This window comes from Allobosea sp. GW823-FHT01F03, from assembly GCF_058798075.1.
In genome coordinates this window covers 2,083,270-2,106,812 of sequence record NZ_CM179505.1, presented here as the reverse complement: position 1 = coordinate 2,106,812, position 23,543 = coordinate 2,083,270, and the positions used below count along the sequence as shown (strand labels likewise).

General features: G+C 66.8%; 26 protein-coding genes. 9 read left to right on the top strand and 17 right to left on the bottom strand.

Features of this window, described 5'->3' with window-relative positions; genetic code table 11:
- Positions 1-2: 2 nt before the first annotated feature.
- From AC3RCC_RS09900 to AC3RCC_RS09885, 4 genes are all read right to left on the bottom strand, one after another.
- Positions 3-2,405, bottom strand: coding sequence for a methyl-accepting chemotaxis protein (locus AC3RCC_RS09900; RefSeq protein WP_291636311.1), 2,403 nt, complete (start codon positions 2,403-2,405; stop codon positions 3-5).
- An 89-nt stretch (positions 2,406-2,494) separates the two neighbouring features.
- Complete coding sequence (locus AC3RCC_RS09895) at positions 2,495-2,629, bottom strand: hypothetical protein (protein WP_492258318.1); 135 nt, start codon at positions 2,627-2,629, stop codon at positions 2,495-2,497.
- Positions 2,630-2,860: 231 nt separating this feature from the next.
- Entirely contained in the window at positions 2,861-3,271 is a 411-nt protein-coding gene (locus tag AC3RCC_RS09890) for an acyl-CoA thioesterase (RefSeq protein ID WP_291636307.1), read from the bottom strand.
- Positions 3,264-3,635 carry a hypothetical protein gene (locus tag AC3RCC_RS09885; protein ID WP_291636305.1) on the bottom strand — a complete coding sequence of 124 codons (372 nt, stop codon included), beginning with the start codon at positions 3,633-3,635 and terminating at the stop codon, positions 3,264-3,266. Before AC3RCC_RS09885 ends, AC3RCC_RS09890 begins: the two co-directional genes overlap by 8 nt.
- A gap of 79 nt (positions 3,636-3,714) precedes the next feature.
- Between AC3RCC_RS09885 and AC3RCC_RS09880 the strand changes: the two genes are divergently transcribed.
- Positions 3,715-4,137 carry a VOC family protein gene (locus tag AC3RCC_RS09880; protein WP_492258317.1) on the top strand — a complete coding sequence of 141 codons (423 nt, stop codon included), beginning with the start codon at positions 3,715-3,717 and terminating at the stop codon, positions 4,135-4,137.
- Between the two features lie 103 nt (positions 4,138-4,240).
- On the opposite strand, the gene AC3RCC_RS09875 is transcribed toward AC3RCC_RS09880, so the two are convergent.
- Positions 4,241-5,464 carry an MFS transporter gene (locus AC3RCC_RS09875; protein ID WP_452118498.1) on the bottom strand — a complete coding sequence of 408 codons (1,224 nt, stop codon included), beginning with the start codon at positions 5,462-5,464 and terminating at the stop codon, positions 4,241-4,243.
- Positions 5,465-5,621: 157 nt separating this feature from the next.
- On the opposite strand from AC3RCC_RS09875, the gene AC3RCC_RS09870 reads away from it, so the two are divergent.
- Complete coding sequence (locus tag AC3RCC_RS09870; protein WP_492258316.1) at positions 5,622-6,698, top strand: 2-dehydropantoate 2-reductase; 1,077 nt, start codon at positions 5,622-5,624, stop codon at positions 6,696-6,698.
- 96 nt (positions 6,699-6,794) lie between these two features.
- On the opposite strand, the gene AC3RCC_RS09865 is transcribed toward AC3RCC_RS09870, so the two are convergent.
- Complete coding sequence (locus AC3RCC_RS09865; RefSeq protein WP_492258315.1) at positions 6,795-8,072, bottom strand: putative bifunctional diguanylate cyclase/phosphodiesterase; 1,278 nt, start codon at positions 8,070-8,072, stop codon at positions 6,795-6,797.
- A gap of 287 nt (positions 8,073-8,359) precedes the next feature.
- Complete coding sequence (locus tag AC3RCC_RS09860) at positions 8,360-8,647, bottom strand: HlyU family transcriptional regulator (RefSeq protein ID WP_291636297.1); 288 nt, start codon at positions 8,645-8,647, stop codon at positions 8,360-8,362.
- A gap of 251 nt (positions 8,648-8,898) precedes the next feature.
- Between AC3RCC_RS09860 and AC3RCC_RS09855 the strand changes: the two genes are divergently transcribed.
- From AC3RCC_RS09855 to AC3RCC_RS09845, 3 genes are all read left to right on the top strand, one after another.
- The gene (locus AC3RCC_RS09855; RefSeq protein WP_492258314.1) at positions 8,899-9,213 is read left to right on the top strand and encodes a hypothetical protein; all 315 of its coding nucleotides are present in this window, start codon (positions 8,899-8,901) and stop codon (positions 9,211-9,213) included.
- Positions 9,214-9,396: 183 nt separating this feature from the next.
- Positions 9,397-9,768: a hypothetical protein gene (locus tag AC3RCC_RS09850; RefSeq protein WP_492258313.1), complete on the top strand. Its 372-nt coding sequence runs from the start codon at positions 9,397-9,399 to the stop codon at positions 9,766-9,768.
- The gene (locus AC3RCC_RS09845) at positions 9,765-10,319 is read left to right on the top strand and encodes a TetR/AcrR family transcriptional regulator (protein WP_492258312.1); all 555 of its coding nucleotides are present in this window, start codon (positions 9,765-9,767) and stop codon (positions 10,317-10,319) included. Before AC3RCC_RS09850 ends, AC3RCC_RS09845 begins: the two co-directional genes overlap by 4 nt.
- Before the next feature lie 4 nt (positions 10,320-10,323).
- On the opposite strand, the gene AC3RCC_RS09840 is transcribed toward AC3RCC_RS09845, so the two are convergent.
- The 7 genes from AC3RCC_RS09840 to AC3RCC_RS09810 all read right to left on the bottom strand — a co-directional run bounded on the left by AC3RCC_RS09840 (position 10,324) and on the right by AC3RCC_RS09810 (position 17,441).
- Positions 10,324-10,755 carry a secondary thiamine-phosphate synthase enzyme YjbQ gene (locus AC3RCC_RS09840; protein WP_492258311.1) on the bottom strand — a complete coding sequence of 144 codons (432 nt, stop codon included), beginning with the start codon at positions 10,753-10,755 and terminating at the stop codon, positions 10,324-10,326.
- A 2-nt stretch (positions 10,756-10,757) separates the two neighbouring features.
- Positions 10,758-11,369 carry a LysE family translocator gene (locus tag AC3RCC_RS09835; RefSeq protein WP_291636286.1) on the bottom strand — a complete coding sequence of 204 codons (612 nt, stop codon included), beginning with the start codon at positions 11,367-11,369 and terminating at the stop codon, positions 10,758-10,760.
- A 192-nt stretch (positions 11,370-11,561) separates the two neighbouring features.
- Positions 11,562-12,074 (bottom strand): hypothetical protein, encoded by a 513-nt coding sequence (locus AC3RCC_RS09830; protein WP_492258310.1) that lies wholly within the window; start codon positions 12,072-12,074, stop codon positions 11,562-11,564.
- A gap of 119 nt (positions 12,075-12,193) precedes the next feature.
- Positions 12,194-12,469: a hypothetical protein gene (locus AC3RCC_RS09825; RefSeq protein ID WP_492258309.1), complete on the bottom strand. Its 276-nt coding sequence runs from the start codon at positions 12,467-12,469 to the stop codon at positions 12,194-12,196.
- Positions 12,470-12,692: 223 nt separating this feature from the next.
- A complete protein-coding gene (gene rpoD, locus AC3RCC_RS09820; protein ID WP_291636280.1) occupies positions 12,693-14,717 on the bottom strand; it encodes an RNA polymerase sigma factor RpoD in 2,025 nt (674 codons plus the stop codon).
- A 202-nt stretch (positions 14,718-14,919) separates the two neighbouring features.
- Positions 14,920-16,809 carry a DNA primase gene (dnaG, locus tag AC3RCC_RS09815; protein ID WP_492258308.1) on the bottom strand — a complete coding sequence of 630 codons (1,890 nt, stop codon included), beginning with the start codon at positions 16,807-16,809 and terminating at the stop codon, positions 14,920-14,922.
- Positions 16,810-16,979: 170 nt separating this feature from the next.
- Positions 16,980-17,441: a GatB/YqeY domain-containing protein gene (locus AC3RCC_RS09810; protein ID WP_291650109.1), complete on the bottom strand. Its 462-nt coding sequence runs from the start codon at positions 17,439-17,441 to the stop codon at positions 16,980-16,982.
- A gap of 136 nt (positions 17,442-17,577) precedes the next feature.
- Here AC3RCC_RS09810 and carA point away from each other — a divergent pair, with 136 nt between their 5' ends.
- From carA to AC3RCC_RS09795, 3 genes are all read left to right on the top strand, one after another.
- Entirely contained in the window at positions 17,578-18,786 is a 1,209-nt protein-coding gene (gene carA / locus AC3RCC_RS09805) for a glutamine-hydrolyzing carbamoyl-phosphate synthase small subunit (RefSeq protein WP_492258307.1), read from the top strand.
- A gap of 14 nt (positions 18,787-18,800) precedes the next feature.
- Entirely contained in the window at positions 18,801-19,127 is a 327-nt protein-coding gene (locus AC3RCC_RS09800) for an NIPSNAP family protein (protein WP_291636272.1), read from the top strand.
- 175 nt (positions 19,128-19,302) lie between these two features.
- Positions 19,303-20,106 (top strand): prephenate dehydrogenase/arogenate dehydrogenase family protein, encoded by an 804-nt coding sequence (locus AC3RCC_RS09795; protein ID WP_492258306.1) that lies wholly within the window; start codon positions 19,303-19,305, stop codon positions 20,104-20,106.
- A 63-nt stretch (positions 20,107-20,169) separates the two neighbouring features.
- Here AC3RCC_RS09795 and AC3RCC_RS09790 read toward each other — a convergent pair whose 3' ends face one another.
- Complete coding sequence (locus AC3RCC_RS09790; RefSeq protein WP_492258305.1) at positions 20,170-20,643, bottom strand: VOC family protein; 474 nt, start codon at positions 20,641-20,643, stop codon at positions 20,170-20,172.
- A 282-nt stretch (positions 20,644-20,925) separates the two neighbouring features.
- On the bottom strand, positions 20,926-21,861 hold the full coding sequence (locus AC3RCC_RS09785; protein ID WP_492258304.1) for a LysR family transcriptional regulator: 936 nt from the start codon (positions 21,859-21,861) through the stop codon (positions 20,926-20,928).
- 125 nt (positions 21,862-21,986) lie between these two features.
- On the opposite strand from AC3RCC_RS09785, the gene AC3RCC_RS09780 reads away from it, so the two are divergent.
- Positions 21,987-22,889 (top strand): DMT family transporter, encoded by a 903-nt coding sequence (locus tag AC3RCC_RS09780; RefSeq protein WP_492258303.1) that lies wholly within the window; start codon positions 21,987-21,989, stop codon positions 22,887-22,889.
- A 19-nt stretch (positions 22,890-22,908) separates the two neighbouring features.
- On the opposite strand, the gene AC3RCC_RS09775 is transcribed toward AC3RCC_RS09780, so the two are convergent.
- Entirely contained in the window at positions 22,909-23,406 is a 498-nt protein-coding gene (locus tag AC3RCC_RS09775; protein WP_291636262.1) for a hypothetical protein, read from the bottom strand.
- Between the last annotated feature and the right edge of the window lie 137 nt (positions 23,407-23,543).

Genomic DNA, 23,543 nt, shown 5'->3' with positions numbered 1-23,543 from the left:
GCTCAGGCGGCGCGCGCCTGCTCCTGTTCCGCCGCCTGCCCCTCGCGGAAGCTGAAGCGGGCGATATGCTCCTTCAGCGAGCGGGTCTGCTCGTCGGTCAGCGCCAGAGCCGCATTGGTCTGCTCGACCAGCGCCGCGTTCTGATGCGCCATGGTACCGATGCCGTCGATCTCCTTGTTGATCGTCGAGACATCCGTGGCCTGGCCGCGCGCCGTCTGCGAGATGCCGTTCATCAGCGCCGAGAGATCGTTGACCGAGGTCAGGATGCTGCCGAACACCTCGGAGCTCTGCTCGACCAGGCCGACGCCGACCTTGACGTCGCCATGGGCGGCTTCGACCAGCTTCTTGACGTCGTTGGAGGCGTCGGCCGAGCGCTTGGCGAGACTGCGCACCTCGGCGGCGACCACGGCGAAGCCCTTGCCGCTCTCGCCGGCCCGCGCCGCCTCCACCGCCGCGTTGAGCGCCAGCAGATTGGTCTGGAAGGCGATCTCGTCGATCATCGCGATAACCTCCGAGATCTTGCTCGACGAGGTGCGGATGCGCTGCATCGCTTCGAGCGCCGAAGCGACGACCTGCTCGCCCTGCTGGGCGCGCTCTTCGGCGCTATGCGCCATGCCGACGGCCTCGGCCGCATCCCTCGCGGTCTTCTGGACATTTCCGGCGAAGGCACCGAGCTGGTTCGTCGCAACCGAGACCGCGTTGCTCTCCTCGCTGGTGCGCTCGGCAAGGTCGGTGACGCCGTCGAGGATCTCGCTGGTGGCGCTGCGGACCGCGGTGACCGTCTCGGAAAGCCGCGCAAGCGTGCTCTCGAATTCGCCGGCGAGGCCGTTGGTGCCGTCCTTCAGCTCCTGGAAGGCGCCGTGATAGAGGCCCTCGACGCGGGTGTGCAGGCGCCCGGCCGAGAGTTCGGCCAGAACCTCGCAGGTCTCGCTCAGACCGGTCTGGACAGTTGCGAGCAACTCGTTGACCGAGTCTGCGAGCGCATTCAGCTCGGCATCGGCGAAGTTCGCCGAAACCCGGCGGCTGAAATCGCCCTGCGCCGCCGCCTCGACGACCTCGCCGAAGGCCTGGCCGAGCTCGGCCATCATCGCCTGGCGCTGCTCCTGCGCCCGGGCCTCGTCCTCGACCTTGGCGAGCTCGGCGGCCCTGAGCGCGACAGCATTGTCACGGAACAGCAGCACGCTCTTCGAGATGTCCGAGATCTCGTCATTGCCGCGGATCTCGACCTTGGTCTCGAGCTGCCCGTCGGCGATCGCCCGGGTCGCGGCCCAGAGCCGGTTGAGGCGTCCGACGATCATCGGACGGACATAGAACAGCGACAATGCGAGCGCGATCAGGAGCGAGCCGAGCCCGATCAGCCCGAGCCAGAGCTTGCTGGTCGCGATCGTCTCGATGGTCGATGCACTGGCTGCCTTGGCTTCGCCGCGCGCACCCTGGACCAGCACATCGACCTCGCGCCGCAGCACTTCGGCGGCCTCGTCGACCTCCTTCAGGCCGCGGGCGATCGCCTCGCGCGTGGTGAGATCACGGTTGCGGATGTCGATCAGCCCTTCGGTCCCTTCGCCGATCGCGATCAGATCCTGGACCGTGCGCGTGCGCGTCTGGTTGGTGCTGACCTTGTCGGCATCCTGCAGGATCGTCCTGAGCTTGTAGGCGATGCCGTTGAAGCGCTCGCGCGCCGTGCCGAGCCGGGCCTTGTCGTTGATCTGCGCGATCTCGCGCAACAGGCCGACGAGCTCGTTGACGTCGGCCTGCAGGGTCCGCGCCAGCTCGAAGATCACGAAGTCGCGGTCGACCAGGGTCCGGACGGCGCCGGTCAGCGCCTCGCCGGTCAGCGAGCCGAGATCGTCGAAGCCGAAGGTCACGGCGAACTTGGCCTGCTCGGCCTCGCCGCTCGCCGCCTTGATGAAGTTCTCCTGCGCCTTGGACAGGTTGGCGAGAGCGGTCTCCGCTTCCGCGACATTGCGAAGGCGCTCGCCGGTCAGGTCGTTGATGTCGTTGATGTGGCGCGAGAGATTGTCGAGCGCCGCCTGGGCCTTCTTGTTGTCGACATTGCCGAGCTGACCGATCCGGCGCACCAGGTCGAACTGCCGCGCCTCGACCTTGTCGAACTCGCCGGTCAGCGCGGCGCGCTCGCGCACGGCCTGCACCTCCATGAAGCGCGACGCCAGTGCAGTCGAGGTCGTCGCAGCCTGCCAGAGCTCGAGCGACAGCTCGACCACCGGGATCTTGCGCTCGACCATGTCGTCGACCGTCGTCGAGACGCGCTCATAGGACAGCCAGGCAACCCCCGAGGCCACCATGGTCAATACGGTCAGCACGCCGAGCGCGGCATAGATTCGCGCGGCAATGCCGACGCGCGATGCCGGCTTCGGCTGGCGCACCGGCTTCTTTGTCTTCGACATACCCGATACTCCCGAAGGCATGGCCGCGCGGTCGCGGCAGCAAGAAGATGCCCGCCGCTCCCCTCGAGCGGCTGGCCTTTACAGAACGATCAAATGGAAACTGGGCCGACAGCGCCGGCGGCCATCTCGGCCTTGGTCGGAGCGCCCAGGAAACGGTCGGGAGGAGCGGGCAGCTCCCCGACGCTGGCGGCAAATCCTATCAGGATGTCGCGGCGATCGACCATCTGGCTCCCCAGCATGCAGGTCAGGCTGACGCCTGTTGTCCGACAAGATCGGGGCGCTTCACTTAAAGAACGTTTAAGCGGCTGGAGTCTTCTGAATCAACGGCCACCGATACCGGTTTACTTTCGCTTAGGACTTGCCGGCCTCCCGGATCAGCCGGCGAGCACTGCGGCGGGGTGGCAAGCTTCCCGAAAGTAGGCCTCCCGCGACACGAGGACCGCGAGCGTCTGCCTTCAGTCCTCGCCGAGCGGCGGCACCGGCCGGGGCCGGCCCTCCTCATCGATCGCGACGAAGGTGAAGGTCGCATCGGTGACCTTCTCGTGGATCGTCGTCCGGAAGCGCTTGGCCCAGGCCTCGACATAGATCTTCATCGAGGTCCGGCCGACCGACTCGACCGTGGTGTAGACGCTGAGCACATCGCCGACCTTGACCGGTCGGAAGAAGGTCATCGCCTCGACCGCGATCGTCACCACGCGCCCCTGCGCGCGGTCGACCCCGGCGATGCCACCGGCCGAGTCCATGCGCGACATCACCCAGCCGCCGAAAATATCGCCATTGGCGTTGGTATCGGCCGGCATGGCGATGGTACGCACCGTCAATGCCCCGCGCGGCTTCTCCTCGGGCTGCAGGCCAGGCTCAGTCATCGGCTTCCTTTCCTTCCTCGACATGGAAGGAATGGAGCACACGATGCAGCACGGGCGCCAGCACGAAGCCGGTGGCGATCACCACAAACAGGCCTGAGAAGATCGCGTAGAACCCGGCGAAGAGCTTGCCCGAACTCGTCTTGAGTTCGCTGACCGGCCCCATGCCGGAGAGGATCATCGCCGCGTTGACGAAGGCGTCGAGCGCGCTCATGCCTTCGCTCGCGGCATAGCCCGCCATGCCGATGCCGAGGCCGACCAGGGTCAGCGCCAGCCAGAGCAGCATCGCCCGCCCCATGCGCAGCGCAAAACGCCGCATCGGGATCAGTTTCTGTCGCCGATGCTCGAAGCGTGTCAGGCGCACCATTGCGAGGTCCCGTTGAGGTTGAGCCGAGATTGCCGGGCGGGCAAGCTGCGTCAAGCGATGCCTGCACAAGGAGACTGTCATGCCGCGGCCACCTGCCACGATCTCAATCTCGCTGCGCTATGCCGATGCCCCGAAAATCTATGATTGGCTGATCGACGCCTTCGGCTTCGAAAGGGTCGCTGCGCATTACTCGCAGGACGGCAGGACGCTGCTGCATGGCGAACTGCGCCTGGGCGACAGCTATGTCATGCTCGGCTCGGCCGAGGACAACGCCTTCGGCAAGCTCGTCTCGCGCCCGGCCGAACTCGGCGGCACCACGGCCTCGCCCTATATCGCCGCCGACGACATCGACGCCCGCTGCGAGCGCGCGCGCCGGGCGGGCGCCGAGATCATCATGGAGCCGACCGACCAGCCCTATGGCAGCCGCGATTTCATCTGCCGGGATCCCGAAGGCCATGTCTGGTGCTTCGGAACCTATCGGCCAGGTGCCGAGCCCGCATGAGCTCTCCCGTCATTGCGAGGCGCGTAGCGACGACGCCATCCAGGGGCGACGGGGTTCCATGTCGCCCTGGATCGCCTTGCTGCGCCCGCAATGACGGAACGCATCACGCCGCCGCCAGCTTCGGCCGAGCCTTGAACATCAGCCAGCAGACGATCGAGAGGTTGATCAGGTTCCAGGCGAGGCCGTTGAGGAAGGCGAGGCGGTAGGAGGCCGTCGCGTCGAAAATCAGCCCCGAGACCCAGCCGCCGAAGGCCATGCCGAACACCGTCGCCGACATCACGACGCCGATGCGAACGCCCGCTTCGCGCGGCGGCATGTAATCGCGGATCACCACCGCATACATCGGCACGATTCCACCCTGGAACAGCCCGAAAATGCCGGTGACGATGAAGAGCGAGCTCAGCCCGTCGAACCAGAGATAGAGAAAGAGCGCCATGCCCTGCATCAGCGAGGACAGGGCCAGCGTCGCCGTGCCCCCGATTTTGTCGGCGATGAAGCCCGAGCTGATCCGGCTGACGATGCCGAGCGCCATCATCACCGTCAGCATCTCGGCGCCACGCGCCACGCCATAGCCGAGGTCGCTGCAATAGGCGACGATATGAACCTGCGGCATCGACATCGCGACGCAGCAGCAGAAGCCCGCCACGACCAGCAGCAACTGCAGCTGGTTCGGCGTCAGCCCGAGACTACCGCGCGCGCCGGCGCTGCTCAGCTCGGCCGCCGCGAAGGTCGCGGCGTTCGGCCGGCGCCGGAACAGCGGTGCCAGCGGCAGCATCACGACCAGCGAGGCGATGCCGAGCCACAGATGCGTCGTGCGCAGCCCATGCGTCTCGACGCCCCAGTTGATCAGCTGCGGCCAGAACACGCCGGCGAGGTAGCTGCCCGACGCGCCGAAGACGACGGCGAGGCCGCGATAGCGCCGGAACCAGTGCGAGAGATCGGCGATCAGCGGCGAGAAGCCGGTCGCCGCGCCGAGCCCGATCAGGAAACCATGCGCCAGCGCGAACTGCCAGAGCGTGGCCGAGACCGAGGCGAGCGCATAGCCGGCGCCGAGCAGCAGCGCACCGAGCACGATCGGCAGGGCGATGCCGAAACGGTCGACCAGGCGGCCCATGACGATGTTGCCGACGCCGAAGCCGATCATCGCGAAGGTATAGGGCAGCGAGGCATCGGCACGCAGGACGCCGAATTCCTGCTGCACCGCCGTCACCACCACGACCGCGGACCAGGAACCGACGCAGGCGATCATGCCGACCAGCAAGGCGAGCGCCAGCCTGAACCAGGCATAGGAGGAATCGGGCGCGTAGCGCGGATCTTCGATCGGCATGTTCCCTCCCCTGGCCGCAGCCGGAGAACGAGTTTCTCTTTGATCGAGCAATAGGCGGGCGCCAGAGGGCCAGCAAGCGCACCGGCCGCGGGGCGATGCGGCGCAGACGCAGGGCCACCGAGGTCCTCCTTTATCGCAGCTTTATCGGCGGCCGGTCTTGCTGCACCTTCTATCGGCGGAAGCGGGCAACGACATCATGGCCAGGATCTGCATCTACGGCGCCGGCGCGATCGGCTGCTATGTCGGCGGGCGCCTGCTGGCGGCTGGCGCCGACGTCGCCTTCATCGGCCGCAAGCCAGTCGGCGCGGAACTGCACCGCCATGGCCTCACCCTCACGGATTATCGCGGCGGTCATTGGCGGCAGGGGCCCGCGGTCATCGCCTTCGCGACCGGGCCGGCGGCCGCAGCCACCGCCGAGCTCGTGCTCGTCACCGTGAAATCCGCCGGTACCGCGACCGCCGGCGCCGAGCTCGCTTCCGTTCTGCAGCCGGGCACGGTCGTGCTCAGCCTGCAGAACGGGATCGGCAATGCCGGAGTGCTGCGGACGGCCCTGCCGCAGCAGAAAGTGCTCGCCGGCATGGTGGCGTTCAACGTCGTCCACCGCGGCCAAGGCGCCTTCCATCAGGGCTCGCAAGGGCATTTGCACGCACAGGCCGCCCCGGCACTCACGCCCTTCCTCGCCAGCTTCACCGCAGCGCGCCTGCCGCTGGTCCGCCATGACGACATGGAGCCGGTGCTCTGGGCCAAGCTGCTGCTCAACCTCAACAATGCCATCAACGCGCTCTCCGGCCTGCCCCTGCGCGAGGAGCTCGGCCAGCGCGCCTATCGGCGTTGCCTCGCCATCGCACAGGAGGAAGCGCTCGGGCTGCTGGCGCGCGCCGGCATCCGGCCGGCGCGGCTGACACCGCTCCCGGCACAGCTTCTGCCTGCCGTGCTCCGGCTTCCCGACGGAGTTTTCCAGCGGCTGGGCCGCCGCATGCTGGCGATCGACCCGCTGGCACGCTCCTCGATGGCGGATGATCTCGTCGCCGGCCGCCCCACCGAAATCGACTGGCTGAACGGCGAGGTCGTGCGCCTGGCCGAGCGGCTCGGGCGGCGAGCGCCGGTGAATACCCGGCTGACAGCGCTCGTGCGCGCGGCGGAACGGGATGCGAACCGACAATATTGGCCGGGCGAAGCGCTGCTGGCCGAATTGCAGGGCGCCGCAGGCAATCCCGCCGATACCACGGCTTAGGCGGGACCGGGAAACGGAAGCCGCGCTGCGGACGAAGCCAATGCTTTCATAAGCAGATCGGCCACCAACCGGCGCCCGGCAGGGGCCCTCGGCGCTCTAGGCTTTGCGCCCCATCTCGACGGCGTAGTCCTCTGCCGCCATCGGCCGGCCGAGCAGGAAGCCCTGCAGATAGTTGCAGCCCTCGTCGACCAGGAAATCGAACTGCTCGCGCGTCTCGACCCCTTCGGCCACCACCTCGATACCGAGCGCGTGACCGAGCGAGATCACCGCCCGCGCGATCGCCGCCGCCTCGGAGGCCACGCCGAGATTGGCGACGAAGCTGCGGTCGATCTTCAGCGTCGTCAGCGGGAAGACATGGAGGTAGGAGAGCGACGAATAGCCGGTACCGAAATCATCGAGCGCAATCCTGACGCCGAGCGCCTTGATCCGATGCAGGACCAGCATGGTCCGGTCGAAATCGGTGATCATCACGCCTTCGGTGACCTCGAGCTCGAGCCGCTCCGGCTCCAGCCCGGTCTCGGCCAGCACGGTCTCGATCAGCCCCGGCAGATCGCCATGGCGGAACTGCAGCGGCGAGATGTTCACGGCGACCCGCAGCGGATTGGTCCATCCGGCCGCCTCGGCGCAGGCCCGCCGCAGCAACTGCTCGGAAAGCGGCAGAATCAGCCCGCATTCCTCGGCCGCAGGGATGAATTCGGAAGGCGAGATCTCGCCACGCTCCGGGTGGGTCCAGCGCGCCAAAGCCTCGAATCCGACCAGTACTCCCGCCGCATCGAACAGCGGCTGGTAGTGCAATCGCAGTTGGTCGCCGGCGATGGCGAGACGCAGATCGGCCTCGATCCCCTGAGCGGAATCGCAGGCCTCACCGTCGATTTCCTCGCCTTCACGCAGCTCGAGCAGCAGATTGACGGCGCCGACCATCTCGCCTTCGTCACCATAGAGCGGTGTCGGGAACGCCATGAAGGCGACACGACTGCCATCCGGGCGCTCCGCCAGGGCCGCGCCGCCGCGAACGGGACGCTTCTCGCGCAAGGCGATCGCCATCGAGCAGTCCTGATGCGGCAATGGGGCGCCATCCGGCATGAACAGGCGCTCGGCGACGCACCACCGATCTTCGCCGATCTGCGGAACGCGCCCCGCAAGGCGCGCCGCCGCCTGGTTGAAATAGGTCAGGTGCCCGTCGGCATTGGTCGTATAGACGGCAGCAGGCAGGTTGGCGACGATGGCCTTGAACCAACGGTCTTCGAGAAGGCTGGACTCAACGCCCTGCTGGGAAAGCAAGGCAAGGGCCAAGTCGACCTCGCCGGTGTCAGACCCGGACTTGCTGGTCTGGCCCTCGGCCGGCGTCTCCGCGGCCACGGCACTACGAAACATGCGAAACCTGTCGTGATTGCGCCCCGAGCGATACCGGTCCATCAAGAAACTAAAAATGCCAACAAATCTTTAAATCGCGATGGTGGTGCGGCGATTTCGCTGATTGCGCCGGGCGTTCGGCGCGCGATTCCCGGCATTCAGTTAATCAGAAACATGCAATGAACCGACAATTTTCGTCGATATCCCTGCACTTGGCGCTGCATCCCGCATCGCGCGGCGGCGAATTCTATCGCGACCCCGAAGAGATGACGAAACGTAAGGCGCGTTGTGGCGTGAAGACTGCTCCTCTATGATCTGAATATCTTCTCTCCCTGCTCGTCGATCAACTGCCTCCCCTTGACCAGCGCGAAATCCGCCGCCTCCTGCGCACCGGGAAACCGGTCGGCGCGGATGAAGCGATAGCTCTTCAATTCGCCGTCGATCTCCTTCTCGATCACCCCGCAGAGCTGATGCTGCCCGCCTTCCTGGAACGGCATGGCATGGATGGTGAACCCCTTGTGCTCCGCCGTCTTAAGCGCGACCGGCTCTGCCGGCGTCGCCTCCTTGCGGCCGAACAGGGATTTGAGAAAGGACATGGCTGGCTCCATCTGTTTGGCTCTCTATAGCGCAGATGCGCGCCGCGAGGCCAAGCATCTCGTGCAGGGGCAGGCTAGCCGTGCCGGCCCGGGCGCAGACGAAGCGGCCCACCGGGACAGTCGAGCTGCGACCGCCAGCGACCTCTGTTGTTTTGCGCGCGTCATCCCCATCTCTTGCTCAGTCAGGGCGGGAACAGAGGCCCACAGACCAGCTTGCCCCTCTCGACGGCCGCTCTGCCACCGGTACTGCCATGGCACGCGTCCTGAAAATGCTCCTGGCGGCCCTGGCATCCGGGGTCGTCATGTTCGCTTCCGCCGCCGCCCAGGCTCCGGCGGGGCTGGCCTGCGGCAGGCATGACGAAGTGGTCGCGCAGCTCGGCGAGCTCTTCGAGGAGCGCCGGCTCGGGCAGGGACTGGCCGATAGCGGCGTCCTGATCGAGATTTTCGTCAGTCCGCAAGGTTCCTTCACCGTCTTTGCGACGACGCCGCACGGCCAAAGCTGTCTGATCGCCTCGGGCGAGGCCTGGGAGCCTTCGCCGCAGGAGGAAAGCTTCGCGGCCTGTTGAAAGACCGCCGGCGCGCACCGGCCTTTCCCCAGTCTCCTACCCTTGCCACGCCGACGTGCAGTAGCGCGGCACTCCCCTTCCTGGTCCGTTCCGCTGCTTTCACCGCCCTTGCCGGCAGAGGCGCTTGCGCCGGGATCAAACTATAATACCATACCGTATGGTACTAAAATTTGAGGGACCGCCATGAATCTCTGGCTGGCCGCCGCCGCCGTCATCGCCGCGCTGACGACCCTGATCCACGCCTGGCTCGGCGGTCGCGAGATCGCCGCCCCGCTGCTCGCCGCCGAACGGCTGCGCAATGTTCCGAAATACACGATGTATTACTGCTGGCATCTGGTGACGATCATCCTCACCGGACAGGCTCTCGCCTTCGCGCTCGCCGCATCCGGCCATGCCAGCCGCGACCTCGCCATCTTCGCCACGGCCGGAGCCGGGCTCTTCGCGGCCTGGAGCCTCGGCATGATCGGCAGCCTCCGGCTTCGCCCCACCCATTTCCCGCAATGGGCGCTGTTTACCCCGATGACCGCCTGCGGCGCGCTCGGGCTGTGGTGGTGAAGCCCCCTTCCCGCTTTAGCCGGACCGACTGGCTCGCGCTCGGCCTTGCCGCCCTCGCCGAGGGCGGGCCGCCCGGCGTGACCATCGAGGCCCTGTGCCGGCGCGCCGGCAAGACCAAGGGCTCGTTCTACGCGCATTTCCCGGCACTCGGGGCGTTCCTTGCCGCCCTTGCCGAACATTGGCGCGAGAGCTTTACGCTGCGGCTGATGCAGGAGGCCGATGAAAGCGAGGCCGCGGGCGCAAGGCTGATCGCGCTCGACAAGATGGCGCTCAGCCTCGATTTTCGCATCGAGCAAGGCATGCGCCGCCTCGCGCAGCTCGATGCCGGCGTCGCCACGATCTGCACCGCTGTCGATCGCGAGCGCATCGCCTATCTCGCCGGGCTCCATGGCGAGGTAGGGCGCCGGCCCGAAGAGGCCCTGGCATTGGCCCGGATCGAATACGCCGCTTTCGTCGGCTTCCAGCAACTCGATCTCGGCCTGTCGCCGCAGGACCTGCACGATTGCTATCGTAGCTTCATGCGACTCTTGCCGCGCCTGGCCGCGCCGTGACCGCTCACGCCAGATGCAGCACGACCTCGCGCCGGTGCGGACTGCTGCGATGCTCGAACAGATAGATGCCCTGCCAGGTGCCGAGCGCCAGGCGCCCGTCGCTAACCGGGATGGCGAGCGAAACCGGCAGGACCGCCGCCTTGATATGGGCCGGCATGTCGTCCGGCCCCTCGGCGCGATGGGTGAGATAGGCCATGGCCGGGTCGTCGGCGGGCGGCACCAGCCTGGCGAAGAAAGCGAGAAGATCGCGCCTTACATCGGGATCGGCATTCTCCTGGATCAGCAGCGAGCAGGAGCTGTGCCGGACGAACAGGGTCAGCAGCCCGGCATCGAGCGCAGCCTCGCGCACGAAGCGCGCGGCCGCCTGCGTGAACTCGTAGAGCCCGGCGCCGCGCGTCTCGATCGTCAATCGCGACTGCCGCTGCAGTGTTGCCACGCTCAGCGCTCGGTCAGTGCGAGCTTGGCGCCGAGCGCGACGAAGGCCGCCGCGAAGCTGCGCCTGAGCCAAGCCATCACCGCAGGGCGCGTCACCACATGGTCGCGCATCGCCGCCGCGAACAGGCCGTAGAGCGCGAAGACGACGAAGGTCATCGCCATGAACACACCGGAGAGCTCAAGCATGCGCGCCAGCGGACTCGCCTCGTCGGCTGCGATGAACTGCGGCAGGAAGGCGACGAAGAAGATCGAGAGCTTCGGGTTCAGCACATTGATCGCGATGCCGTCGACCATGACGCGCCAGAAGGAGCGCGGATCGGCCTTGGTCTCCACCTTGAGCGCGCCCTGCTCCTTCAGGGTCTGCCAAGCCATCCAGAGCAGATAGGCGACGCCGGCATATTTGACGATTTCATAGGCCACCGCACTGGCGTGCAGCAGTGCCGCGAGCCCCATCATCGCGGCGATCAGATGCGGCACGATACCGAGCGTGCAGGCGAAAGCGGCCACGACGCTCGCCTTGCCGCCGCGCGCCAGCCCGGCCGCGATCGAATAGATCGCCCCCGTACCCGGCGAGGCCACGATGATCAGCGAGGTCAGCAGGAATTCGGGTGACATGGGAGGCTCCAACCGAGAGGCCCGCATCAAACATGCCCGGTTGGTCACTGTCGAGCGCCCCATGCCGCTTCGTCAACAATGCGCTGCCGACCCCGGGATCGGCGACATTGCGCCGCTTGCGGCGCTCGCGATCAGAGCATTTTCGAGCGTTCCGGCCGCCGGTCGCGTGAAAAAATGCGACAAGACAAGGTTCTAGACGGCTCCGGCGCGCTGCGCCCGGTCGAAGGCGGAGCGAGCCGGCCGGGGCAGAAGCGCTGCCGGCTGCGACAGCCATTCGGGGATGCTCTGGACTTTCGCAGGCTCCGGCAGGCCGGCGCCGCGCGCGAAGGCCGAAACGGCGCCCGAATCTCGTGACAAGGCAGCAGCGATGCCACCGGTGAAGAAACCGGCATCCTTCGCCCGAGGAAACCAGACGCTTCCATCCTTGGTTTCCGGCGCTGCCAGCACGGCCTTGTCGGCGACCAGCACCGCCCATTGCCGGCCGAGGCGCTGGGCCTGCCCCTGCTGCAGCATCGCCGCAGCATAGCGCTGTAGCGCTCCACGGCCTCCGACATCACCCTGCAGTCGGTTCACCACGCCCCGGGGATCGGCCTCCATCGCAAGGGCGAGGGCCGAGAGCTTCGCGGCATCGATCTGCGTCGCGGCTGCGATGAAGGTTTCGGGAGCGATCGGCGTTGCCAACGCCTGGAAACACTGGAGGGCCATCGGCACCGCCAGGACGGCGGCGACTGCAAGACGAAGCAGGGCGGACAGATGCGCCTCCTTTTCAATGCAATAGGGCCGGATCATTCGGTCCGCACGAGCGAAGCCGCGTAGCTGGCCTCCTAACTGGCCAATCCCTCGAAAAGGCCGCCAACCACCGCGGCCGCGCCTTCGGCCGCGGCCCCGACGACGCTGCCGATCCCTTCGACGACGGCACCAACCGTGGCAAACGCCACCTCGCCGACCCCTTCCATCATGACATTGCCGCCGATATCGGCGGCGCTGCCAGCCGCATCGCCCGCCGAAGCGGCCGATTGCTTCTTCGCCTCGCTCTCCAGCTCAGCCTGCGCCGCAGCCCTGGCGACTTCGATCTGGGCAGAATCTGGAATGCCGGTCATGCGCGCTCCCCTGTCGATGCAGCATTCCTCTGGGCGATCTTAGCGAAAGAATGGCGGATGCAGCCGAATTCGCTTGGAAGGCCCTGCAGAGGGAGGGTGCCTATACAGGGCTGCGAATGATGCCGCCGCATATTCGGGCAACGAAACCGAGACAAGCGGCGCGCCGGCATCGCTCCCTCGCAAAAATGAAACGGGGCGCCGAAGCGCCCCGTCCAAGACCGTTTCAGTTGTCCAGGAAGCTCCGGAGCTTCCGGCTGCGGCTCGGATGCTTGAGCTTGCGCAGCGCCTTCGCCTCGATCTGGCGGATGCGCTCGCGGGTCACGCTGAACTGCTGTCCGACCTCTTCGAGGGTGTGGTCGGTGTTCATGCCGATGCCGAAGCGCATGCGCAGCACGCGCTCCTCGCGCGGGGTGAGCGAGGCGAGCACGCGCGTCGTCGTCTCGCGCAGATTGCTCTGGATCGCCGCGTCGATCGGCAGGATCGCGTTCTTGTCCTCGATGAAGTCGCCGAGATGCGAATCCTCCTCGTCGCCGATCGGCGTCTCCAGCGAGATCGGCTCCTTGGCGATCTTCAGGACCTTGCGCACCTTCTCCAGCGGCATGGCCAGCTTCTCGGCCAGCTCCTCCGGGGTCGGCTCGCGGCCGATCTCATGCAGCATCTGGCGCGAGGTCCGGACGATCTTGTTGATCGTCTCGATCATGTGCACCGGGATGCGGATCGTGCGGGCCTGGTCGGCGATCGAGCGGGTGATCGCCTGCCGGATCCACCAGGTGGCGTAGGTCGAGAACTTGTAGCCGCGGCGGTACTCGAACTTGTCGACCGCCTTCATCAGGCCGATATTGCCCTCCTGGATCAGGTCGAGGAACTGCAGGCCGCGGTTGGTGTACTTCTTGGCGATCGAGATCACGAGGCGAAGATTGGCCTCGATCATCTCCTTCTTCGCCTGCCTGGCCTCGCGCTCGCCCTTCTGGACCATCAGCACGATCTTGCGGAATTCCTGGATCTCCAGGCCGGTCTCGGAGGCCAGCGTGTGGATGTCCTCGCGCAGATCCTTGATCCGGTCCTTCTCGACCCCGACGAACTCCTTCCAGCCGCGCGAGCCGAGCTTGGAGACGCGCAGCACCCATTTCGGGTCGAGCTCGCCGCCGATGTGCTGGCGCAGGAAGTCCTCGCGCGCGACGCCATAGCTCTCGGCCAGGCGCAGCAAGCGGGTCTCATGCGAGATCAGGCGCTTGTTGATGTCGTAGAGCTGCTCGACCAGCGCCTCGATGCGGTTGTTGTTGAGCGAGAGCGACTTCACCGCGGTGATGATGTCGTCCTTGAGCTTCTTGTACTTGCGGTCCTGCGACGGCGTGAGCTTGGCGTTCTCCAGCCGGTTGGCGATGTCCTGGTCCTGCAGGCGGCGCAGCTTGGTGTAGTTCGAGGCGATCGAGTCGAAGGTCTCGAGCACGCGCGGCTTCAGCTCGGCCTCCATGGCCGAGAGCGAGACATTGTTCTCGATGTCGTCGTCGTCGCTTTCCGGCGGCTGCTCGCCCTCGGCGCCGAAGGCAGGCGCCTCTTCGCCGCCCTCGCCCTCTTCGCCTTCGCCCGGAATCTGGGACGGATTCTTGCCGTCGGGGCCGGCATAGGTCGCTTCGAGATCGATGATGTCGCGCAGGAGGACCTTGCCCTCCATCAGCTCGTCGCGCCAGATGATGATCGCCTGGAAGGTGAGCGGGCTCTCGCAGAGCCCCGCGATCATCGCCTCGCGGCCGGCCTCAATGCGCTTGGCGATCGCGATTTCGCCCTCGCGCGAGAGCAGCTCGACCGAGCCCATCTCGCGCAGATACATGCGGACGGGATCGTCAGTGCGCTCGGTCGGCTCGAGATTGCGTTTGACCTCGACAGGCAACGCCGAGCGCGACGCGTCGACGAGATCGCCGCCTTCGCTTTCCTCGTCGTCGCCTTCCTTGCCGGCGCGCGCCGCGGCGCGCTCCTCGCCGGAAGCTTCCGGGTCCTCGTTGTCGACGACGTTGATGCCCTGCTCGCTGAGCTGGCCGAGCACGTCCTCGATCTGCTCGGAGGTGAACTCCTCCGAAGGCAGGACCTCGTTCAGCTCGTCATAAGTCACGTAACCACGCTTCTTGGCGAGCTTGATCATCCGCCTTACGGCCTGATCCGTAAGGTCGAGAAGGGGTCCGTCCGCGCTCGGAGGCGCTTCCGGCGACACCGGCTCGGACTTTTCCCGCTCGCTCGCTTTGGTGGCCATAAATCAGCGCTCCGCCTTCTGAAACGCCGCGACATCGCCTGAGCGATGCCTCGACGCGTGAAAGGGCGCCGCGGCCGAAGGAACGGCCGCGCACCCACCCAAATCATCCCTCACACAGATAGCGCCACTCATCGTTGATGAATCGTGCACCATCTGCCGCCATCACCGGATTTACCGACGAAATGCAACGCGCCGCGCCCGGTCAATCATCGGCGTTGGCCTGCGTGCCCTCGACATCGTCGAGCCGGGCCTTAACGTCCTTCATCCAGGCGAAATTGGCTTCTGTCGCTTCGTCAGCCAATGCGCGTTCGGCTGCCTTAAGCTCGCTATGTAGCGTGCGCGCCCGGCGATGCAAGACGAGAGCTTGATGAATCGAATCAAAAACCGATTCAGGATCAGCGGTTTGGAGAAGCTTCAACCGCTCGGCCGGGCCAGTGACGGCCAGGAGCGCGGCTTGCGCCTCGGCCACACGGGTCTGCTGGAGACGGCGCTGGAAGGCCTCGCGATCGAAGTCCCCCTCGCCCGTCGCATCGAGCAGGGCCTGACGGAAGCGCTCCGCCGCCGGCCCTTCCAGGGCGAGCTCGGCAATGTCGTCGACACAGCGCAGGACGAGGTCGGGATGGCTCGCCAAAGCGAGCAGGACGAAAGCCTCGCGCGGATTCTCGCGATGCGCCCGCTGCAGCAGGGCCGAACGGGCGAGCTGCGGGCTGGCACGCAGCGGCAGGTTCAACCGTGCGGCGGCAGCCCCGAAGCCACTGCGGCCCGCGCCTCTTCCGCCGCCTGAAAATCCCGGGCGTCGCTCATTGCGCGGCGCAGGAGCCGCGGCCGCGAAGAGCTGGCCGAGCCGCTCGTCGATTTCGAGCCGGTAATGGCGCCGCGTCGCCTCGTCGCGGATCTGGCCGAGCGGCTCCTTCAGCCGGCGCTCGAAAGCGGCGCGGCGCTCAGGCGTGTCGAGCTGGCTCGCCTCGAACTCGCGGGCCCACAGCATATCGACGAAGGGCTTGGCAGCGCCCAGCACCTCCGCGATCGCCTGCTTGCCGCCGGAGCGGGCGAGATCGTCGGGGTCCTGCCCTTCCGGCAGGAGGGCGAAGGCCAGCGACTTGCCCGGCTCCAGCATCGGCAGCGCGAGGTCGATCGCCCGGCTCGCCGCCTTGCGCCCGGCCTTGTCACCGTCGAGGCAGATCACCGGCTCGTCGGCCATGCGCCAGAGCAGTCCGAGCTGGTCCTCGGTCAGGGCCGTTCCGAGCGGCGCCACGACCTGCGGGAAGCCCGAAAGCGTCATGGCGATGACGTCGACATAGCCTTCGACGACGATGACCTGGCCGGTGTCGTGCGCGGCTTTCCGGGCATTGTGGTGGTTGAACAGCAGCGCGCCCTTATGGAAGAGCGGCGTTTCCGGCGAATTCAGATACTTGGCCGAGACCTCGGCGCTCATCGCCCGGCCGCCGAAGGCGATGACCCGCCCGCGTGCATCATGGATCGGGAACATGATCCGGTCGCGGAACCGGTCATAGGGCACGGCGATCTCCTCGCCATGGACGAGCAGTCCCGCCTCGATCATCAGCTCCGCGCCGACGCCCTTGCCCGCGAGATGATCGCGCAGCGCGAAGCGGTCATGCGGGGCATAGCCGATACGGAAATGCTCGCGGGCCTTGCCCTCCAGCCCACGGCCGGCGAGATAGCGCCGCGCCAGACCGCCACGCTCGGTCTGCAATTCGGCCTCGAAGAACCGGGCCGCGATCTCCACCACCTCGTGCAGGCCCTTGCGGCGCTCCTCCTGCGCCTGCGATTCGAACGAGGCCTTCGGCAGCGCCACCCCGGCCTCGGAGGCGAGCTTCTCGACGGCCTCGGGGAAGGTCAGGCCTTCCGTCTCCATCACGAATTTGAAGATGTCGCCGTTCTTGCCGGAGGAGAAATCGAAGAACGAGCCCTTCTGGTCGTTGACGAAGAAGGACGGCGTCTTCTCGGCATTGAAGGGCGAAAGCCCCTTCCATTCCCGCCCCGCCTTGGCAAGGCGCACGCGCTTGCCCACGACCGCCGAGACCGGCAGCCGCGCCTTGATCTCCTCAAGGACGGAGGGCGGGAACTTCATGGCTTCCTATGTGGCGATACGGACGATGAAAGCCAGCCCCGGAGCGAAACGCGAGGGGCTTATCGCCTATATCCACAGCCACTGCCCGAAGAAGACAGCAGCTCCCCGGATAGGGAGCTGCACGATGGCCGGCGCTGCCCCCCGGCAGGCACAGAGCCTGCGGGTACCGCTCAGCCGCCGAGCATGCCCTTCACCAGCGGCGAGACCTTGCCGAAATCCATCTGGCCGGCATAGGCGGCACGCAGCGCGCCGATCACCTTGCCCATGTCCTTGACGCCGGCGGCGCCGGTCTCGGCGATCGCCTTCTCGATGGCAGCCTTGACCTCGGCCTCGCCCATCTGCTGCGGCAGATAGGCGCTGATCACCGCGACCTCGGCGCGCTCGCCATCGGCCAGCTCGGGACGGCTATTGGCGTCGTAGATCGCGATCGATTCCTGGCGCTGCTTGATCATCTTCTGCAGCATGGCCAGGATCTCGTCCGGCGAGATCTCGCCCTTGCCGGCGCCGCGCGCCTCGATGTCCTTGTCCTTCAGCGCCGACTGGATCAGGCGGATCGCGGCGACCTTGCCCTTCTCGCCAGCCTTCATCGCGGTCTTCAGGTCGGCGGAGAATTGCTCGCGCAGGGTGGACATGACTCAGCTATCCTCGTCTTCGTTCATTGACGGGGCGCGAGCGGCTCTTTAAGGCTCACGCTCCAGACCGGCGGCACCAAACGGCGCCCTGCCTTCACGATGCCGCGCTTCCGAGCGGCCTGGACGAGACATAGACATGACCGTTGACGAAGGGAACCCCGCCGCGGCGGGCTGGAGCGAGCCGCGCGCGACTGCGGTTCTGGTACTGGCGGACGGGACCGTGCTCGAAGGCTTCGGCCTCGGCGCCATCGGCCGGGCGCCGGGCGAGGTCTGCTTCAACACCGCGATGACGGGCTATCAGGAAATCCTGACCGACCCGTCCTATGCCGGGCAGATCATCACCTTCACCTTCCCCCATATCGGCAATGTCGGCGTCAACGACGACGACACCGAGACGGTGAACGCCGCCTCCTCCTCGGGCGTGCGCGGCGTCGTCCTCCATGCCGCGATCACCGAGCCCTCGAACTGGCGCGCCGGCAAGCATCTCGACGCCTGGCTCAAGGCCCGCAACATCGTCGGCATCTGCGGCGTCGACACCCGCGCCCTGACCGCGCTGATCCGCGACAAGGGCATGCCCAATGCGATCATCGCTCATGATCCCAACGGCGCGTTCGATATCGACGCCCTGAAGCGCGAAGCCGCCGCCTTGCCCGACATGGCCGGTCTCGACCTCGTCCCGCTCGTCGCCGCGACCCAGCGCTATGACTGGGACGAGACGCCCTGGCAGTGGCCGCGCGGCTATGGCAAGCGCGAAAGCGCGGCCCATCGCGTCGTCGCCATCGACTACGGCATCAAGCGCAACATCCTGCGCCTGCTCGCCAAGGCCGGCTGCGAGGTCGAGGTCGTGCCCTCGACGGCGACAGCCCAGCAGATCCTCGATCTCGCCCCCGACGGCGTCTTCCTCTCGAACGGCCCGGGCGACCCGGCCGCGACCGGCGCATATGCTGCTCCGGTGATCCGCGACCTGCTGGAGCAGAAGATCCCGACCTTCGGCATCTGCCTCGGCCATCAGATGCTGGCGCTCGCCATCGGCGGCCAGACCCTGAAGATGAAGCAGGGCCATCACGGCGCCAACCATCCGGTGCAGGACAAGACCACCGGCAAGGTCGAGATCGTCTCGATGAACCATGGCTTCGCAGTCGATCCGGCCTCCCTCCCGAAGAACGCGACCGAAACCCATGTCTCGCTCTTCGACGGCTCCAATTGCGGCATCGCGCTGACCGACCGTCCGGCCTTCAGCGTCCAGTACCACCCGGAGGCTTCGTCCGGTCCCCAGGACAGTCACTACCTCTTCGCGCGTTTCGTCGACATGATGGCAACCGAGAAGGCGAAGAAGGCGATCTGAGGAGAGCGGCAGCCATGATCCACCAGCTGCGCATCTACGAGATCTTCGAGAGCAACAAGGCCGCTTTCCACGCCCGCTTTCGAGATCACGCGATGCGCATCATGGCCCGCCACGGCTTCCGCATCCTCTCGCTCTGGGAAACCAGGAGCGCGACCCGCACCGAGTTCGCCTATATCCTCGCCTGGCCCGATGCGCAGACCAAGGCGGAGCGCTGGGCGAGCTTCAAGGCCGATCCGGAATGGCTCGAGATCAAGCGCGTCAGCGCGATCGAGCATGGCGACCTCGTCGGTGCGATCGAGGACCGCATGCTGACGCCGACCGACTATTCGCCGCAGCTCTGAGTTGACAGGCCTGCGCCGGCGCGCTCTAAGCCCGCCATGGCCATCTCCTGCCTCCTCGCCCGGAACTATTACGCCCCGTCCTCATAAGGCGGTGGCATTCCCATGTCTCAACCGCCGCGCTGGCGGTTGAATTCAGGCAGTCACCCGGCATCGCGGCCTCCCTCAGGAAAACGCGATGCATACCCCCCGCAAGACCGTCACCTCGATCGGCATCATCGGCTTCGGCGCCTTCGGCCGGCTGATGGCGCACCATCTCCAGCCGCATTTCCGGCTGCGCGTCCTCGATCCCGATCAGCCCGCCCAATTCGACGACACGGGCAAGGGCCTGGTTCCGGGCGACATCGCCGAGATCGGCGCCTGCGACCTCGTCATCCTCGCCGTCCCGGTCGGCGCGGTTCCCTCGGCGCTGACCGGGCTCGCGCCGCATCTGCGGGCCGGCGCGATCGTGCTCGATGTCGGCTCGGTCAAGATCGCTCCCGCCCTCGCAATGCAGGCCGGCCTGCCCGATCATGTCGAGATCGTCGGAACCCATCCCCTGTTCGGGCCGCAGAGCGCGCGCAAGGGCATCCGCGGCCTGAAGATCGCGATCTGCCCGATCCGCGGCCGCAGCGCCGGCCGGATCGCCGCATTCCTGCGCCGGGTGCTCGGCCTCGACGTGATCATGACCACGCCCAACGCCCATGATCGCGAGGTCGCGCTCGCCCAGGGGCTGACGCATCTGATCGCCAAGATCCTGGTGCAGATGGAACCCTTGCCGCGCCGGATGACGACGGCGAGCTTCGACCTGCTGATGCAGGCGACCGAGATGGTCCGCTACGATGCGCCGAACGTCTTCCTCGCGATCGAACGCGGCAACCCGCATGCGCGCGCCGTCCGCGACCGCTTTTTCGCGCTCGCCGAGGAGATGCGGCTGCATCTCGACGACGCCCCCCGGCAGGCGCTCGAGGTCGCGAAAGACGAAGCGCTGCAGCCAGCCTAGCATCGCTGCACCGCCGGGACCGACAGGGACGGGCCGCCGCCCATCGCCGGAGCGGCTGGAGGATCAGCCGCGCCGGGCCGCCTCGATCGCCGCGACGTCGATCTTGCGCATGCCCATCATCGCCTCGAAGGCGCGCCTCGCCTCCTCGCCGCCGACCGCCAGGGCTTCGGTCAGCACGCGCGGCGTGATCTGCCAGGACACGCCCCATTTGTCCTTGCACCAGCCGCAGGCGCTCTCCTGGCCGCCATTGCCGACGATGGCGTTCCAGTAGCGGTCGGTTTCGGCCTGATCATCGGTGGCGATCTGGAACGAAAAGGCTTCGCTGTGCTTGAAGGCCGGGCCGCCATTGAGGCCGAGACAGGGGATGCCGGCGACGGTGAACGCGACGGTGAGAACGTCCCCCTTCTTGCCCGAGGGATAGTCGCTCGGCGCGCGGTGGACGGCAGAGACAGCGCTGCCCGGAAAGGTCTCGGCATAGAAGCGGGCAGCGGCCTCGGCGTCCTTGTCGTACCAGACGCAGATCGTATTCTTCGCCATGGTTAGTCCTTTCGCTTTGGTGCCAAGCTCCGCGCTTTTAGCCGCGCCCATTGTCGGCCGGTGTCAGCTGGATCGCCACACATCCGCCCGGACACGGTCGCGGAGACCTATCTCATTGTTATAACGCCTAAATTTCCGAAAAAGCGCATTCCACTTTTCGGTCCGACGCTATCGGCTCCGGCACGGCCTCCCTCGTCAGCCGGCGACGTGTTCGCGGTCGCGGAGAACGAGCAACCAACCTCCAAAGGCCCGGGTTGCGACGGCAACGTCACGCGAGGAGCGTTACGCGACAGTCCTCGCCTCCGGCCTCAGGAAGGTCGCGAGACGCGCAGCCGGCAATCCCGCCTGCTCTGCGATGCGCGTAGCCAGCGCCATAGTCGCCGGCCGCGGCTGGCCGAGCGGGCGGTCGAGCCAATAGGCAACCGGATTCAACGCGGTACGCCGGTCGACGGCGACGATCCGGCGGACATCGAGCTGCGCCTGGGCGAGCGGCGGGCGGGCCAGCGCGATGCCGAGGCCATGGGCGGCGGCATCGAGCACCAAGTTGTAGTCCTCGAAGCGGCGATCCTGCGGCCGCGGGCGATAATCGAGGCCCTGCGCGGCGAACCAGGCCTTCCAGCCGGCTGCGTCCGAATCATGGATCAGGGGCTGCGCCAGCAGGCGCTCCGCTGGGCCCTCGCCGAACGCGGCGGCCAATGCCGGCGAGGCTACCGGAAAGCACCATTCCTCGAAAAGCTGAACCGAGACGCGGCCCGGCGCCCCGCCGCGCCCGCAGCGCACGCCGAGATCGATCCCCTCCTCCTCGAAATCGACCTTGCGGTGCTCGGCCTGCAGCACGATCCGAAGGGCGGGATCGCCGGCCTCCAGCCCGCTCAGCCGCGGCATCAGCCAGAGCGCGCAGACCGAGGGCGGCGCACTCAACCTGACCACCGCCGCGCCGCGCTGCTCGGTCCAGCGGTCCGACGTGTCGGCGAACAGCGAAAACGCCTCCTGCGTCCGCTGCAACAACCTCTGCCCTTCAGGCGTCAGTACGACGCCGCGTGCCTGGCGCAGGAAGACGCGCAGGCCGAGCCAGTGCTCGAGCTTCGCCACCTGCCGGCTAACCGCGCCATGAGTCAGGTTCAGCGCCTCCGCCGCGCCGGAAAAGCTGCCGGAGCGCGCCGCCGCCTCGAAGGCGCGCAGCGTATCCAGCGGCGGCAGGTTCAAGCTGTGATCCATGTTCACAGCTCGTCATCGAATTACTCGTTTGTCAATCAGCTCGAGGAGGCGTCTATCGAGGCCTAAGCATCGGCGGTCTCGAAGGCGGTCGATGAGGGCGGAACCAGATCGCTTGGAGACCTCTCATGGCAGACGTCAGTTGCTCCACGACCCCGGCCCGGCACGGCACGGCGATCGATCCCCTGCTGCTCTTCACCATCCCCTTCACCGTGGTCGCCTGGGCTTCCTCCTTCCCGGCGATCCGGGCGGGGCTTTCCGGCTTCGGCCCGCTCGAAATGGCGGCGCTGCGCTTTGCCCTCGCCGGCGTGCCGGCCGCGCTCTTCCTGGTCCTGACCCGCGCCACCCTGCCCGCCGGCACGGACATCTGGCGCCTTCTCACCGGCGGTATCGTCTTCATCGCGCTCTATGCGATCCTGCTCAATCTCGGCCAGCGCGTCGTGCCGGCGGGCGCCGCGAGCTTCATCATCAACACCAACCCGATCATGACAGCCGCACTCGCCATGTTGATCCTGAACGAGCGCTTCAGCCTCGTCGCCTGGCTCGGCACCGCCCTCTCCTTCGCCGGCATCGGCGTGATCGCGCTCAGCAACGGGCTCGACCTGAACATCGGCGTCAGCGTCCTGCTGATCCTCGGCGCCGCCTTCTGCAATGCGATCTCGACCGTGGTGCAGAAGCCGCTCTTCGCCCGCCACAAGCCACTCTCGGTCGCCGCCTGGAACATGGCGATCGGCGGGCTGGCGCTCTCGCCCTTCCTGCCCGGCGCGCTGGAGCAGATCCCGGCTGCGCCTGCCCAGGCGCTCTGGTCCGTGGTCTATCTCGCGGTCGTGCCGAGCCTGATCGCCTACGGCACCTGGGCGATCACGCTCTCGCGCCTGCCCGCCGCCCGCGCCTCTAACTTCCAGTATGGCGTGCCGCCGACCGCGATGCTGATCAGCTTCCTCTGGCTCGGCGAGGTGCCGACCGCGCTTGGCATCCTCGGCGGGGCGATGGCGCTGGCCGGCGTCGTGATCGTCAACCTCAGGCGCTGAGGCGAGGCAGAGCCCCCGGTCACTTGCCGCAGACGAATTGCCGGGCCTTGGCGAACCCCTCGATCGGAAAGCGCAGGCAGCGCGAGCCTGCCGCTTCTGCCGTCGGACAGAGATTGATCGTCGTGGCATTGCGAGGCGGCATCGGCAGCGCGACATACCAGGGCGCATAGCCATTGTCCGCGAAGGTCGAGACGGCCGAGAGGCCGTCATAGGACACGAATATCTTCTTGGTGTCCGAACCGCCTGACAGCTTCTCGACATTGAGCGTCGGATCGTCGTCGAAACGTCCCTCGATCGCGTTCTTGTTGCATTTTGTCAGCACGAAACTGCTGTTCCGACCCGCCTTGGCGCGCACATGCGCAACCCTGGGAGGCTTCTTCAGGCCGAGCTCCTCCTGGGTGTCCTTGTCGACGCCGAGAACCCATTCGGCCGGTCTTTGCTGCGCGAAGCCGGTATCCGAAAGGAGCAGGATACTCGCGGCACCGAGCAGGCTTCCGGCGACCAGTCTCATCTTCATCACCGCACAGGATCTGTAAGCTGAAAGAGCGGCAGGCGTGGCCAGAATAGCCGGTTTTCACGGCATTGATCAGGGACAGAGGCTGATATTCTGGCGTACCTCCGCGCTCGCCTCCCACCTGCGGCGAAAGATGCTGG